Origin of the sequence: Streptomyces sp. ISL-100 (assembly GCF_018614615.1) — a bacterium.
Taxonomy (GTDB): domain Bacteria; phylum Actinomycetota; class Actinomycetes; order Streptomycetales; family Streptomycetaceae; genus Streptomyces.
Map to the genome: position 1 here is coordinate 1 of NZ_JAGGOK010000127.1, position 13979 is coordinate 13979.

At 67.6% G+C, this 13979-nt stretch carries 13 protein-coding genes; 5 read left to right on the plus strand and 8 right to left on the minus strand.

What is annotated here, in order from left to right:
- Positions 1-2109 (plus strand): molybdopterin oxidoreductase family protein (locus tag J7E89_RS38345; protein ID WP_251061656.1); only part of this gene is annotated, 2109 nt, incomplete at its 5' end.
- 6 nt (positions 2110-2115) lie between these two features.
- Here the strand turns inward: J7E89_RS38345 and cutA are convergent.
- Positions 2116-2427 (minus strand): divalent-cation tolerance protein CutA, encoded by a 312-nt coding sequence (gene cutA, locus J7E89_RS38350; protein WP_214980871.1) that lies wholly within the window; start codon positions 2425-2427, stop codon positions 2116-2118.
- Positions 2428-2497: 70 nt separating this feature from the next.
- Positions 2498-2959: an ATP-binding protein gene (locus J7E89_RS38355; RefSeq protein ID WP_214980854.1), complete on the minus strand. Its 462-nt coding sequence runs from the start codon at positions 2957-2959 to the stop codon at positions 2498-2500.
- 235 nt (positions 2960-3194) lie between these two features.
- Here J7E89_RS38355 and J7E89_RS38360 point away from each other — a divergent pair, with 235 nt between their 5' ends.
- Both J7E89_RS38360 and J7E89_RS38365 read left to right on the plus strand, forming a co-directional pair.
- The gene (locus J7E89_RS38360) at positions 3195-4046 is read left to right on the plus strand and encodes a helix-turn-helix transcriptional regulator (RefSeq protein WP_214980856.1); all 852 of its coding nucleotides are present in this window, start codon (positions 3195-3197) and stop codon (positions 4044-4046) included.
- A gap of 6 nt (positions 4047-4052) precedes the next feature.
- Positions 4053-4262, plus strand: coding sequence for a DUF397 domain-containing protein (locus J7E89_RS38365; protein ID WP_214980858.1), 210 nt, complete (start codon positions 4053-4055; stop codon positions 4260-4262).
- Positions 4263-4646: 384 nt separating this feature from the next.
- Here the strand turns inward: J7E89_RS38365 and J7E89_RS38370 are convergent, their stop codons facing one another.
- From J7E89_RS38370 to J7E89_RS38385, 4 genes are all read right to left on the minus strand, one after another.
- Positions 4647-5252: a hypothetical protein gene (locus tag J7E89_RS38370; protein ID WP_214980860.1), complete on the minus strand. Its 606-nt coding sequence runs from the start codon at positions 5250-5252 to the stop codon at positions 4647-4649.
- The gene (locus J7E89_RS38375) at positions 5249-6262 is read right to left on the minus strand and encodes a hypothetical protein (RefSeq protein WP_214980862.1); all 1014 of its coding nucleotides are present in this window, start codon (positions 6260-6262) and stop codon (positions 5249-5251) included. Before J7E89_RS38375 ends, J7E89_RS38370 begins: the two co-directional genes overlap by 4 nt.
- A 282-nt stretch (positions 6263-6544) precedes the next feature.
- Positions 6545-7288, minus strand: a complete 744-nt coding sequence (locus J7E89_RS38380) for an ABC transporter ATP-binding protein (RefSeq protein WP_214980863.1) — start codon at positions 7286-7288, stop codon at positions 6545-6547.
- 669 nt (positions 7289-7957) lie between these two features.
- The gene (locus J7E89_RS38385; protein WP_214980864.1) at positions 7958-9823 is read right to left on the minus strand and encodes an ABC transporter ATP-binding protein; all 1866 of its coding nucleotides are present in this window, start codon (positions 9821-9823) and stop codon (positions 7958-7960) included.
- Positions 9824-10087: 264 nt separating this feature from the next.
- Here J7E89_RS38385 and J7E89_RS38390 point away from each other — a divergent pair, with 264 nt between their 5' ends.
- Both J7E89_RS38390 and J7E89_RS38395 read left to right on the plus strand, forming a co-directional pair.
- A complete protein-coding gene (locus tag J7E89_RS38390) occupies positions 10088-10399 on the plus strand; it encodes an NIPSNAP family protein (RefSeq protein WP_214980865.1) in 312 nt (103 codons plus the stop codon).
- Between the two features lie 235 nt (positions 10400-10634).
- Positions 10635-11570 carry a transposase family protein gene (locus J7E89_RS38395; protein WP_214980866.1) on the plus strand — a complete coding sequence of 312 codons (936 nt, stop codon included), beginning with the start codon at positions 10635-10637 and terminating at the stop codon, positions 11568-11570.
- 40 nt (positions 11571-11610) lie between these two features.
- Here the strand turns inward: J7E89_RS38395 and J7E89_RS38400 are convergent, their stop codons facing one another.
- Together J7E89_RS38400 and J7E89_RS38405 are read right to left on the minus strand one after the other, a co-directional pair.
- Positions 11611-13230 carry an ABC transporter ATP-binding protein gene (locus J7E89_RS38400; RefSeq protein ID WP_214980867.1) on the minus strand — a complete coding sequence of 540 codons (1620 nt, stop codon included), beginning with the start codon at positions 13228-13230 and terminating at the stop codon, positions 11611-11613.
- Positions 13231-13244: 14 nt separating this feature from the next.
- The gene (locus J7E89_RS38405; RefSeq protein WP_214980868.1) at positions 13245-13889 is read right to left on the minus strand and encodes an NADPH-dependent FMN reductase; all 645 of its coding nucleotides are present in this window, start codon (positions 13887-13889) and stop codon (positions 13245-13247) included.
- Between the last annotated feature and the right edge of the window lie 90 nt (positions 13890-13979).

The following is a 13979-nucleotide window of genomic DNA, read 5'->3' on the forward strand; positions in this document are numbered from 1 at the left end:
GCCCCCACCCAGGCCACGCCCCCCGCCTCGACCCCCACCCACTGCCCGTACTGCGCGCTCCAGTGCGGAATGAACCTGCGCGCAGCAGGAGGCAGCGACGTGGTGGAAGTCGTCGAGCGTACGGACTTCCCCGTGAACCGGGGCGCCCTGTGCGGCAAGGGCCGTACGGCGCCCGCAGTGCTCTCCTCCCGGGTGCGCCTGACCGAGCCACTGGTCCGTCGCCCCGCCACAGGCAGGCTCGAACCGGCCACCTGGGAGGAGGCCCTTTCGAAGATCGCGGAGGGGCTCGGTCGTACACGACAGGTGTACGGCCGCGACGCCGTCGGGGTCTTCGGAGGCGGCGGGCTCACCAACGAGAAGGCGTACGCGCTCGGCAAGTTCGCCCGCGTAGTCCTGTCCACATCGCAGATCGACTACAACGGCCGCTTCTGCATGTCGTCCGCCGCCGCCGCGCACCAGAAGGCCTTCGGCCTCGACCGCGGCCTGCCCTTCCCCCTGGAGGACATCCCGCGCACCGGCTGCGTGATCCTCGTCGGCTCGAACCTCGCCGAGACGATGCCGCCCGCACTCCGCTACCTCACTGAGCTGAAGGAGAACGGCGGCAAGCTCATCGTCGTCGACCCGCGCCGCACCCGTACCGCCGAACAGGCCGATCTGCACCTCGCACCGCGCCCCGGCACGGACCTGGCGCTCGCGCTGGGTCTGCTGCACATCGTCGTAGCGGAAGGGCGTACGGACGAGGCCTTCATCCAGGACCGTACGGCCGGCTGGGACGAGGCGCGGGCGGCCGCCATGGGGCACTGGCCCGAGCTCGTCGAGCGCATCACCGGCGTCCCGGTCCCTCAGCTCCGCGAAGCGGTAGGCATGTTCAGCGACGCGGCGACCGGCATGGTCCTCACCGCGCGCGGCCCCGAGCAGCAGTCCAAGGGCACCGACACCGTCGGCGCCTGGATCAATCTGTGCCTCGCCACGGGCCGCGCCGGCCGCCCCTTGTCCGGTTACGGCTGCCTCACCGGCCAGGGCAACGGCCAGGGCGGCCGCGAGCACGGCCAGAAGGCCGACCAGCTGCCCGGCTACCGCAAACTCACCGACCCCGCCGCGCGTGAGCACGTCGCGGGGGTGTGGGGCGTGGACCCGGACAGCCTGCCGGGCCCGGGCCGCAGCGCGTACGAACTCCTCGACGCCCTCGGCGGCGACATCAAGTCCCTCCTCCTCATGGGCTCGAACCCGGTCGTCTCCGCGCCGCGCGCCGCCCACATCGAGGAGCGCCTGCGCTCGCTGGACTTCCTCGCGGTGGCGGACGTGGTCCTGTCCGAAACGGCGGCGCTGGCGGACGTCGTCCTGCCCGTCACCCAGTGGGCGGAGGAGACGGGCACGACGACGAACCTGGAGGGCCGGGTCCTGCTGCGGCGCAAGGCGATCGACCCGCCGGCCGGTGTACGTACGGACCTGGAGGTCCTGCACTCCCTCGCGTCGCTGCTCGGCCACGAGAAGGGCTTCCCGGTCGACCCCGAGGAGGTCTTCGCCGAACTGCGCCGCGCGTCGGCGGGCGGCCCGGCGGACTACTCGGGGATCTCGTACCGCCGGATCGCCGAGGAGGACGGCGTCTTCTGGCCCTGCCCGGAGGGCGATGCGGGTGACGACCACCCAGGTACGCCCCGGCTCTTCCTCGACCGCTTCGAGACCGAGGACGGGCGTGCCCGCTTCGTCCCTGTCACTCACCGCCCGGCGGCGGAGGAACCGGACGCCGAATATCCGGTTCTCCTCACCACCGGCCGGGTCGTCGCCCAGTACCAGTCCGGCGCCCAGACCCGCCGCGTCGACGAACTCAACGCGGCCGCGCCCGGCCCGTTCGTGGAGCTGCATCCGCGGCTCGCGCAGCGCCTGGGCGTGTCGGAGGGCGAGCGGCTGGCGGTGGTGTCGCGGCGCGGGCGGGCGGTCGCCCCGGCCCGGATCACCGATGCGATCCGCTCGGACACGATCTTCATGCCGTTCCACTGGCCGGGCGAGGGCCGGGCCAACACCCTGACGAACCCGGCGCTGGACCCGACGTCACGTATGCCGGAGTTCAAGGTGTGCGCGGTAAGGGTCGAGCGCGCGCACGACTGACCGGGCTCACGGGCCGCTGTTCTCCGGGATGGCGGTCTCCTGCGCCACCCACGCCAGATACTCCGCGCTGCCGCGCACCACCGCCGTAGCGATGATCTCGGGCGTCTCGTAATCGTGCGCGTCCTTGAGGTGCGCCTCCAGATCGGCGTACCGCACACCCGCCGTCTTGAACACCACCTGCCACTCCTCGGCGGTCTCCGTCGCCCCCTCCCACCAGTAGACGGATGCCACCGGCCCGATGACCTGCGCACAGGCCGCCAACCGCGCGTCGACTGCGCCGCGCGCCAGCGCCAGCGCCTTCTCCCTGCTGTCGGTCATGGTCAGTACGCTCAGCCATTCGGCCACGGTCACGGGCGTTCTCCTAACGGACGGATTTCTGCCGGAGCCGCTACGCCGCGAAGGCGAATGCCACGTCGGGCTGCCCCAGCTCGAACCAGAGCAGTTTCCCCCCGAGCCCAGCCCCGACGGAGAAGCCACCCCAGTTGTCGGCACACAACTGCACGAGGAGCAGCCCACGCCCACCGGTGGAGTCGTCCGGTTCCGGGAGAAACGGCAGCAGCGTCGGCGGCTTGTCGAAGGGCGCCGGAATCACGGGATTGGTGTCCCACACGCTGACCCGCAGCCGCCCCCCTTCCATGGACCGCATCCGCAGCGAGGCAGGCCCGTCGGAGTGACGATAGGAGTTGGTGACGACCTCGGAGGTCAACAGCTCCGCAACGTCGATCAATTCGCTTATCCCGTGCCCGCCAAGAACGGCCCGGAGAGTCATCCGGGCAACGCGCGGAGCGCGGGGGTGATGAGGCAAGTGAAGGGCGTACGCCCAGGGTTCTGACGAGGATACGGTGGCCATGAACGCCTCCCAGGAAAGGACGGAGTTGACCTCACCCACGCTCGTTACCGCGCGGTGGCAATGCCGCCCCGATCGGGGCGGTGCACTTCCGGGCTCGCGACACCTAACAGTGAGTGGCTTGAGTCATACCGTAGGGCGAGAAGTAAGAGAACTACTACCCTTCTGGTGAGATTCTGACTCAATTGACTCATGTGAGTGACCATGCCGTCCTGTGTGCGACTGAAGAGGAGGGGCGATGCCACCCATCAGCGTTCCCACACTGAGGCAGCGACGCCTGGGCGTTGAGCTGCGAAAGCTTCGCCAACGCGCAGACCTCTCTTCCACCGAGGCCGCCGCACGGCTGGGCATCAACCAAGCACGCATCAGCATGATCGAGGCAGGCAAGTACCCGGTGAGCGCGGATCGCGTCCGGGCCATGGCTCGCAGCTACACCTGCCAGGACACCGACTTGGTGGACGCCCTCGCCTCCATGACGGGCGGACGGACTCGCGGATGGTGGGACGAGTACCGGGAGTTCCTGCCGCCTGAACTCATGGACATCGCCGAACTTGAACATCGCGCTGCCGAGTTGCGCGTGGCACTGGCCATCCATATCCCGGCGCTGCTCCAGACCACGGACCACGCACGGGCGCTACTACGGGAGGCCGTTCCGCCCTTTCGTCCGTACGAGATCGAGCACTGGCTGTCCCACCGGATCAAGAGGCAGGTGGTACTCCATCGCGAACGCCCCGTCCGCTACTCGGCCATCCTTCACGAAGCAGCCCTCCGCATGCAGTACGGCGGCCCCCCGACCGCACGCGCTCAACTCGGCCACCTCATTGAATTGAGCAAGCAGGACAACGTTTCCATCCGCGTGATCCCGTTCGCGCGCGCCAGCTTCCCGGGCAACGGCCAGTCGATCGACTACGTTTCCGGACCTGTCCCCGAGCTCGACACGGTGCAGCTCGACACGCACCATGGCTGCGCGTTCCTCGACTCCGAGGCCCACTTGGCCAAGTACCGGACCGTACTTGACCGAATGGAAGCCAGCTCCCTCAAGCCCGCTGAGTCACGGGACTTCATTCACCGCATCGCACAGGAGCTCTGAGAAGGAATGACCTTGTCCTCGTTCAACTGGCAGAAATCGTCCTTCAGCCCAGACGGATCCAACTGCCTGGAGATCGTCGCCGCCGAAAGGGGAGCCATCAAACTCCGCGAGAGCGATGACCCGGGAGTCATCCTGACCGCCACCACCCAAGAAATACGCGGCCTCATACTCGGCCTCAAAGCCGACCGGTTCAGCACTCATTTCGCCGACGCCTGATAAGGGGCCAGCATGCCGACCGCCAGCGAATGGCAGAAGTCGTACTACTGTGCGGAGGGCAACGCCTGCCTCAACATCGCCGCTCCGCACCCGACGGAACGGTCCGCATCCGCGAAAGCGTCGCCCCCGACGTCCGTCTCTCCCCCACACCCGCCGAACGACCGGCACCTTCACCCACCGCTCGGACCACCGCGCCTGAGAGCAGGCAAACACGCGCCGCCCGCAGTCGTCTCCAGCGCCGGAGGAGAGGCCGTGTGCCGTCTCAGCCGATGGGGTCCGGCCGCGGTTCCGTCGAGCGTCAATCCGCGAGAGGTCCTCCGGCGTGCCGGTGATCGCGGGACCGCAGTTCGGCTCGGCGTACGCAGCCTTCCCTGCGCGCATTAGTCACGCAGGTCGTCCAAGAGGGTCGAGCACAGGGCGGCGTCTCCAGAGCAGGAAAGCGCAGCCGACCACGAACAGGATGGCGGCTTCGGCGGCCCCGAGGTCGGAGCTCGGTTCGTGGATGGGCCAGGCCCACGGTTGAACTGTTCCTCCCGCGTTGCGTCCGGCGACTGCACAGGCCAGTGGGAGGGTTGCGACGCAGATCGCCGCGATTCCTGGTCCCAGGAGTGCGCGCATGATGAGCGCTGCTCCGAGGAACCCCACGCTGTTGCGGGCGAGTGACAGGGCTTCTGGTCGATCCCCCGACAATTGGACGGCTGCTGCCAGGGCCACGGAGACGAAAGCGAAGACGAAGCACAGTGCCACGTTGCGTCGCCCTCTGTGGCGAAGTGCTACTTCCTCGGATATGACGTCTCCGCGGTCGATGCCGTGAAGCAGGAGCACCGCAGGAAACACCCCGAGGATCTGCGTGACAAGTAGTTGGCTGGAGGAGCCCAGGACCGACGGCACGGGAATGGCTTCTTGCCGGACGACAAGGGCGAGCAGAAAGGTGCCAAGGATGGCCGCCCCGATTGCGGGTACGCCCCTGGCCTTGAGCCACCAGATCATCGAGACGCCTTCGCGGAGCGGGTTGTGGATGCCGGCGGGACTGCGGAGGGCTTGCTGGTGCAGTTGCGGAGGGCTTGGTTGTTGTGACGGAACCAGGTCAGTTGTTGAGCCGCGGAAGCGCGCATGACGCGTTGTGCGACAGCGGTCTCCCCCTCGCCGTAGCGGGCGGCGGTTTCCTCTTTGTCCGCCCCGGCGGTGAGCGCCAGCCAGGAGGCCACTGGGCCGAAGGCTGTTTCTCCGGGGAAGGGATCACCGTTCTGGGCGCACGTGGGTGGTTCGGCAGGCAGCAGTGCGGTCCCTACGCCTGTACGCACTACGGACGGCGTCGGCTGAGGCCAGGCTCCGATGAACAAGGCCTGGGGGCCGGGGCGGTCTTGCATGGTGAGCTCGCGGGGAACGACAATCCCAGCCCGCTGGAGTCGCTTTCGGGCCTCGGATGCGTTCTGGCGGATCATTTCAGCGTGAGTGGCAAGTTCTGGCCACAGGCACACACGCGGATCGCTTCCGGCGCACTGCAGTTCGTCGGCGGAGCGTGCGGTCGCGGGGTCGGCGGGCAACCCGTAGGCCAGTCCTCCGCTGCCGAGCAGGCCGGCCACCAGTAGACCTGTAGCGGCAACAGTGCGGGTACGCCGTCGCAGAGCGGTCAGCGCCAGGGCCGCGGCGGCAATGATGCCGAGAGCGAGAACCGTGGCACTTGCTGCGGCACGCCAGTCCAAAGACTGGTCCAGGGCACAGCAGGAGGACGCTCCCCCCGTCACCATGTGACGCAGCCACAGGGGTTCGAGGGCTGCCGGGTAAGCGGTGAGTACAAAACTGAGGATGAGGGCCAGTGGTGTTGCGACCACCAGTGGCAGCCGTTTACCGAGCAGGAATCCCGCCATGCCGTGTGCGACCAGGATGATCAACCACATCAGGGCCACACCCAGCGGCGGCAGCCCGGAGCCCGGTCCTGTTACGGCAATTGTGAGGCTCGCCGCCACGGCCATGCCGACGATCCCCAGGGTGAACACCGGAAGGAGGAGCGGCAGCGCGATACCGATCCCGGACCGGGCCGGCGCCCAGGATGCGACGTGCCCGCGGGAAAGTCGTGAGCCTTCCCAAGCACCGGCTGCAGCACATGCTGGGGCGACAAACGCCAGGGCGAAAGTGGCGGCGCCCAAGGCGCTGGGCCAATATCCTTGGGTGACTCCGGAGGTGAGATCGTCCTGCAGGAGGAGAGCGACAAAGCCTGCCAGGAGCGGCGCCATCCAGGAGGCGGATGAAGAGCGGAATACGGTACGCCACAGCATGACTCACACTTCCCGGGCGATCATCTGGGTGTACGCGCCTTCAGCGCGGCGGGCTTCGGGGACATCCGGCGATGCCAGGGACAGGAAGCTGTGCGTGTCTCCGTCGAAGCGGACCTTCCCCTGGTCGAGGATGACGACGCGTTCATACATCGCGTCCAGGTCTTCGGTCTGATGAGTCGACACCACGATGCGGACGTCGGCCAGGAGTTCCGTCACCAGGTCGCGGAAGTTCTGCCGCTGCGAGGGGTCCAGGCCCGCGGTCGGCTCATCGAGGAGGATGATCTCGCTTTCGTGCACGAGGGTCCCGGCGATGCCCATGCGCCGTAGCTGACCGCCGGACATCTGGTGGCTCTTGCGATCCGCGAGGCTGCTCAGTTTCACGCGGTGCAGCGCGGCGCTTGATTGGTCCCAGGCTTCGTTGCGGGACATGCCTTTCAGCCACCCGATATAGGCGACGTTTTCCCGAACCGTCAACCCCGGCATGGGTTTGACGTTTTGCGGAAGCCAGCCGACAGCCCTGCGGTAGGCGCGTTGGTCCTTCGACCGCGCAGGATTGATCCCTCGCCAGTTCACTGCGCCCTGTGTGGGTGTGATCCATGACGAGGCGATGCCCAGAAGCGTCGACTTGCCGGCACCGTTCGGCCCGAGAAGGACAGTGGCTCTGTGGTCGATAGACAGACTGAGCCGGCTGAGAACCGGGACCTTCCGGCCGTACTGGAAGGAACACCGGGTGAATTGCAGAGACATGCCGTCCTTGTTTTTTCGCGAAGCCTGCGAGAGAGGCCGGGAGCGCACAGTGCGCTCCCGGCCGACGCGGTGTCACCTAGTGATTCACCAGGTCATCTTCACGGGCCTGGCGTTGAGATGGAACGTCCCCGGTCCCTGAGCGCCATTGATCTTGTCGAGCCTGAAGTAGTAATTCCCCGTCGAAAGGTCGCCCCACGACTTCGTCGCGCTGCACACATTGCTCTTCTGGCCCTTATTGACGTCCGGACCCACCACATCTCTGAACACCGTGACATGCGCGGTGGTCGAGGTGCCGGGCGAGCTGGGCGTATTACAGTTGGAGAGCCGGACTGTCGTGCTTACCGCATCGTTGTTGCCGTCACGCCAGCGGCTTGACTCATCGCCGGTCGCCCAGTTCGATATGTACGATGTCTTGCTTCCCTCAGCATGTGCCGGGACGGCACCAAGAGCCACTACGGCAAGAGCCCCCGACAACACAGCACAAGACCTACGCGAAATACGCATGATTCCCCCTAGTGAGTGGCTCCCTTTCGCGCGCGGGTCAGGCGCGGCTGAATGTGTCAGCCAGGAAGCCATGAGTGATCATCCGATGAGCTGGGGTGATGGCACAAGCGACACTCGCATGTTTTGATCGATGTGATGTGTTGCACTCCGATTGCATTCCCGTGGTCACACCGCCGCGAACTGCGACGCGTGCAAGCGGGCGTACGCGCCGCCCGCCGCCAGGAGTTCGTCGTGCGTGCCCTGTTCGGCTATCGCTCCGTCCTCCATCACCAGGATCACGTCCGCGTCGCGGATCGTGGAGAGGCGGTGGGCGATGACGAAGGACGTGCGGCCCTCGCGCAGGGAGTTCATCGCGCGCTGGATGAGGACCTCCGTGCGGGTGTCCACCGAGCTGGTCGCCTCGTCCAGGATCAGGATGGAGGGCTTGGTGAGGAACGCCCGGGCGATCGTGAGCAGTTGCTTCTCGCCCGCGCTCAGATTCGCGCCCTCCTCGTCGATCACCGTGTCGTACCCGTCGGGCAGGGTACGGATGAAGCGGTCGGCGTACGTCGCCATCGCTGCCTCCACCACCCGCTCGCGCGGGACCGGGACGTCGCCGCCCGCCACGCCGTACGCGATGTTGTCCGCGATCGTGCCGCCGAACAGCCAGGTGTCCTGGAGGACCATCCCAATGCCGGACCGCAGGTCCTCGCGGGTCATGGCGGCGATGTCGGTGCCGTCAAGGGTGATCCGGCCGCTCGTCACCTCGTAGAACCGCATCAGCAGATTCACCAGAGTCGTCTTGCCCGCGCCCGTCGGGCCGACGATGGCGACCGTCTGGCCGGGCTCGACCTTCAGAGTCAGGTCCTCGATGAGGGGCATGGCCGGCTCGTAGCGGAAGGCCACGTTCTCGAAGGTGACCTTGCCCGTGAGGCGGGTGGGGCGGGTGGGGTTCTGCGGCGCCGGTGACTCTTCCTCCGCGTCCAGGAGGTCGAAGACGCGCTCCGCCGAGGCGACGCCCGACTGGAGGAGGTTCGCCATCGCCGCGACCTGGGTGATCGGGCCGTTGAATTCGTAGGAGTAGTGGATGAACGCCTGGATGTCGCCGATCGACAGGGATCCGGATGCTACGCGCAAGCCGCCTATCACCGCGATCAGAACGTAGTTGAGGTTGCCGACGAAGGACATCGCGGGCTGGATAACGCCCGAGATGAACTGCGCCTTGAAGCTGGACGCGTAGAGGGTTTCGTTGTGCTCTTCGAAGGTACGGATCGCTTCCTCGCGGCGACCGAAGACCTTCACCAGGGCGTGGCCCGTGTACATCTCCTCGATGTGACCGTTGAGCTTGCCCGTCACCGCCCACTGCTTAACGAACTGCGGCTGGGCGCGCTTGCCGATGAGTACGGCGCCGAGCACCGACACCGGCACGGTCGCCAGCACCACCAGCGCAAGCAGCGGCGAGATCCAGACCATCATCGCCAGTACGCCCACGATGGTCAGCAGCGCCCGCAGCATCTGGCTGAAGGCCTGCTGCATGGTCTGCGTGATGTTGTCGATGTCGTTGGTGGTGCGGGAGAGGACTTCGCCGCGCGGCTGCTTGTCGAAGTACGACAAGGGCAGCCGCGCCAGCTTCGTCTCGGCCTGCTCGCGCAGCCGGTAGCCGACCCGCTGCACGACCACCATCACCAGCCGCAGCTTCACCCAGATGAAGAGGGCAGAGCCTGCCGTCACCGCGAGGGCCAGGGCGAGGACTTCACCCACCGCCCGGAAGTCGATGCCGGCCGGGCCGGTGGCGCCCGCGACCACGAGGTCCGTCGCGTGGCCGAGGATCTTGGGGCTCAGTACGGCCAGGGCAACGGCCGCGACGCCCGCCGCGAGGACGACGAGGAGCAGAGCCCGCTCGGGCGCCATCATTTTCAGGAGGCGCAGGCCGGAGGCGCGGAAGTTGGGGGAACGTTCGAGTGGCGGGGCGGCGGGGGTGCCGGGGACACCTCGCTGCGGGGCCGGGCCCTTGCGCTCGGGCACCGTGGGCACAGCACGGACCGTACTCATGCGGCTTCCTCCTCGGAGATCTGGGAGAGGACGATCTCCCGGTAACGACCTTGGGGAGAATTGAGTTCGGGGCGTGCTGGCCTGGCAGTTCGGCTGGTGTGTGATCAGCAGGGGGACTGCCGGGCGAGGAGGAGCTCCGCGCTCGTCCGGCGGCGGGTGGGCTGCTTGGTGGCCCGGGAGGTAGACCCATCCTCATCTGCCAGGCGAGCGCCAAGGCACATAGGCCGCCTTCGAGCCCCAACCGGCATGCAGCATTATGTGGGCGTGATCACCATTCATCTGAAGTACGAGATTGACGCCGACAAGCTTGAGGATTTTGAGGAATACGGCCGCCGCTGGGTCGGGCTCGTCAACCGGTTCGGCGGGACGCACCACGGCTACTTCCTGCCGAGTGAGGGCGACAGCGACATCGCCTACGCCCTCTTCTCCTTTCCCAGTCTCGCCGCGTACGAGCAGTACCGCACGGACAGCATGACCGACCCGGAGTGCCAGGATGCCTTCGAACTGGCTCGTAACACCCGCTGCATCAAGCGGTATGAGCGCCGCTTCCTGCGGCCGCTCGACGTCATGTCCTAGGCCAGGGCTGGGCTTGAACGGCTGCCCCGAACGCCAAGACATGGCTGTGAAATTCTTCGACCGCGTTGCGAACTCGGTCGTTTCTCCACTGCCCTCGGCATGAGCCGAGGGGACACGGCTCTACGACCGGGGAGCGTGTAGATGGGCACTGCCGGGGCGTGACGTGAGGAGGACCGTACGGGTTTGGTGAGTTGTGAAGCTGACCTGGGCCCGTGCGGTCTGTGCCCACCCTGCTATGTCCGGCGTTTCCCGCGCGCACTTCGGCGAGTTGCTCGCGGAACTGGCTCATCCGTGGGAGGCCGCACGTGAGTCCGCGCTCCGTGAAGAGCGTGGCGGGCCACGCCAGCGAGCGGCCGGGGCGGGGCGCAAGCCCAAGCTGGTCTTCGTCGATCGGCTGCTAGTGACCCTGGTACATCTGCGCCACCAGTTGCCGCACGCGGTCCTCGCCGAACTCTTCGCTGTGGACCGTTCCACCGTCTCCGAGGCCATCCGTCAGATCCGTCCGCTTCTCGCGGCCCGCGGGTTCGCCGTACCCGACCGGGCGGGACTGCGGCTGAAGACCCTGGAGGACGTCTTCGCCTATGCCGAGGCCGAGGGCGTCGAGCTGCGGATGGACGGGGCCGAGACCCAGGTCCGCCGCCCTCAGGCGGGGCGCCCGGGCCGCCGGACGTTCGTCTCCGGCAAGCGCAGGCAGAACACCATCAAGACCACCACGATCAGCGACGGCCAGGGCCGCATACTGCTGTCCGGCGCAGTCCGGCCGGGCCGCATGCACGACCAGACCGCCTTACGCACCGAGGGCATCGCCGAACAGTTCCGGACCCGTCCCACGGTCAAGGCCCGGGGCGACTCCGGGTACCAGGGGCTGGCCAAGGAGTTCCCCGACCAGGTCAGCGCACCCCCGAAGAAGCCCGCGGACGAGGCGTGCGACGGCGACAGGTACGCCTGGCAGGAGGCCAGGCGCCGCCAGTCCTCGGCCCGGATCTGCGTCGAGCACACCAACGCCGAGCTCCGACAGTGGGCGCCCCTGCGCAGGTTCACCGGACGGCGCGACACCTACGCCGAAACCCACCTCGCGATCGCCGGTCTTGTCTCCGACCGATCCGCCCAGCGCGCCACCCGCCGACAGACGAGCACCGAACTCGTCCTCGTCCGCGACACCGCCGGCTGATCACCCACCAGCCAAACCGCCAGGCCAGCACGCCCAGATCTCAATTTCCCCCAAGGTCGTAAGTGGCGTTGTCCCGCATGAGCCGCTCGTGGGTGCCGGCGCCGACCACCCGGCCCTCGTCGAGTACGACGATCCGGTCGGCCCCGCGGATCGTGGACACGCGCTGGGCGACGATGACGACGGTCGCGTCGGCCGTCTCCCTGGCGAGCGCGGCCCGGAGTGCCGCGTCGGTGGCGTAGTCGAGGGCCGAGAAGGAGTCGTCGAAGAGGTAGATTCCGGGCTTGACGACCAGTGCCCTGGCGATCGCGATGCGCTGACGCTGCCCGCCGGAGAGGTTGCTGCCGCCCTGGGCGACAGGCGCGTCCAGACCCTCGGGCAGGGCCTCGACGAAGCCCTTGGCCTGTGCGATGTCCAGCGCGTGCCACAGCTCTTCATCCGTGGCGTCGGGATTTCCGTACCGCAGATTGGAGCCGATCGTCCCGGAGAAGAGGTACGGCTTCTGCGGTACGAGGCCGACCGTGCGGGACAGCACCTCGGGATCGATATCCCGTACGTCGACTCCGCCCACCCGCACCTCGCCGCCCGTCGCGTCGAAGAGCCTGGGGACGAGGCCGAGCAGGGTCGTCTTTCCGCTGCCGGTGGAGCCGATGACGGCCGTCGTACGGCCGGGGCGCGCCGTCAGGTCCACGCCTCGCAGGACCGGTTCCTCGGCGCCCGGGTAGCTGAAGTCGGCGCCGCGTATGTCGAGCCGGCCGCGCATGTGCTCGCTCAAGCGCGTGACGGGTGCGGCGGGCGGGACGACGCTGGACTCGGTGGCGAGGACTTCCCCGATGCGTTCGGCGCTGACCGCGGCGCGCGGCACCTGCATCATCAGGAAGGTCGTCATCATGACGGCCATCAGGATCTGCATCAGGTAGCTGAGGAAGGCGACGAGCGAGCCGATCTCGAGCTCACCGGAGCCGATGCGGTGTCCGCCGAACCAGATAACCGTCACGGTCGCCAGCTCCCACACCACCACGACCGCGGGCATGGTCAGCGCCATCAGGCGGCCGGCTCGCAGGGCTACGCCCATCAGCTCGGCGTTGGCATCGGCGTAACGGCGCTGCTCGTGCTCGTCCTTGACGAACGCGCGGATGACCCGGATGCCGGTGATCTGCTCGCGCATCATCCGGTTGACCTGATCGACGCGCTTCTGCATGCCGCGGAAGAGAGCCGGCATCCGGCGGACGATCAGGCCCACGACCCCGGCGAGCAGCGGGACGAAGATCAGCAGCAGAGCGGCGAGCGGGACGTCCTGGCTGACGGCCATGACGATTCCGCCCACGCACATGAGAGGTGCGGCGACCAGCATGGTCAGGCCGAGGACCGTCAGCATCTGGATCTGCTGTACGTCGTTGGTGGTGCGCGTGATGAGGGACGAGGCGCCGAAGAAGACGGCGGCCGCGGCGGCGAGGATCTGGAGGAGAGTGACGGCGATCATGACGCCGCCGGTGGACAGGACGTAACCGGTGTCGCCGGTGAGGACGCCGTTGTTGATGATGCCGGCGTTGAGGGTGGGCAGGTAGAGGGTGGCGAGGGTCTGGATGAGCTGGAGTACGACGACCAGGGCGATCGTGGGGGCGTAGGGGCGCAGTCGGGTGCGCAGAAGTCGGATCAGCATGGTGTGCGCCGCCCTCAGCCGGTGTACGGACGGACGGACTTGGCGTCGCGCAGGGCGTGCGCCCACCAGGTGAGCTGGTTGAGGAGTGCCTTGGCGGCGGTGTTGGGGGCGGACGGGTCCTTGTGCTGTCCGTCCTCGTCGAAGTGGGACCAGGGGCCGTGGAAGCTGACGGTGTCGCGGATGGTGGTGGCGTGCATCTCGGCGAAGACCTGGCGCAGTTGCTCGACGGCGCGCAGGCCGCCGGACATTCCGCCGTAGGAGACGAAGCCGACGGGCTTGGCGTGCCATTCGCTGCCGTGCCAGTCGATGAGGTTCTTGAGGCCGGCGGGGAAGGAGTGGTTGTACTCGGGGGTGAGGACGACGAAGGCGTCGGCGGCGGCGAGCCGCGGGGAGACCTGCGCGAGGACGGCCTTGATCTCGTCGGACGGGTTGAAGGAGAGGGCGGTCGGCAGGTCGATGCCGGCCACGTCGATCACGTCGATGTCGAGGTCGTCGTGCTCGGCGGCCCGGGAGACGAACCAGTCGGCGATGACGGGGGCGAAGCGGCCCTCGCGGTTGCTGGCGACGATGACGGCGACGCGCAGTCGCGGGGCGCGCGCTTCGGAGTTGGCGGTGGAAGACGTGCCGGCCTGGGCTGATTCGTGCGTCGTGATGTCCATGCCGAAAGACTCGTACCTCAACCAAGATTGAGGTCAAGCCGTTCTGGCGGACTCCTCTCAACTCGCCTTTACGGTGGTCGCATGGTGCGA

Excerpts from the sequence above, each read along its gene's own strand:
- cutA (WP_214980871.1), bottom strand. The coding sequence starts at position 2,427 with ATGACCGACAGCAGGGAGAAGGCGCTGGCGCTGGCGCGCGGCGCAGTC.
- J7E89_RS38355 (WP_214980854.1), bottom strand. The coding sequence starts at position 2,959 with ATGGCCACCGTATCCTCGTCAGAACCCTGGGCGTACGCCCTTCACTTG.
- J7E89_RS38360 (WP_214980856.1), top strand. The coding sequence starts at position 3,195 with ATGCCACCCATCAGCGTTCCCACACTGAGGCAGCGACGCCTGGGCGTT.
- J7E89_RS38365 (WP_214980858.1), top strand. The coding sequence starts at position 4,053 with ATGACCTTGTCCTCGTTCAACTGGCAGAAATCGTCCTTCAGCCCAGAC.
- J7E89_RS38370 (WP_214980860.1), bottom strand. The coding sequence starts at position 5,252 with ATGATCTGGTGGCTCAAGGCCAGGGGCGTACCCGCAATCGGGGCGGCC.
- J7E89_RS38380 (WP_214980863.1), bottom strand. The coding sequence starts at position 7,288 with ATGTCTCTGCAATTCACCCGGTGTTCCTTCCAGTACGGCCGGAAGGTC.
- J7E89_RS38385 (WP_214980864.1), bottom strand. The coding sequence starts at position 9,823 with ATGAGTACGGTCCGTGCTGTGCCCACGGTGCCCGAGCGCAAGGGCCCG.
- J7E89_RS38395 (WP_214980866.1), top strand. The coding sequence starts at position 10,635 with ATGTCCGGCGTTTCCCGCGCGCACTTCGGCGAGTTGCTCGCGGAACTG.
- J7E89_RS38400 (WP_214980867.1), bottom strand. The coding sequence starts at position 13,230 with ATGCTGATCCGACTTCTGCGCACCCGACTGCGCCCCTACGCCCCCACG.
- J7E89_RS38405 (WP_214980868.1), bottom strand. The coding sequence starts at position 13,889 with ATGGACATCACGACGCACGAATCAGCCCAGGCCGGCACGTCTTCCACC.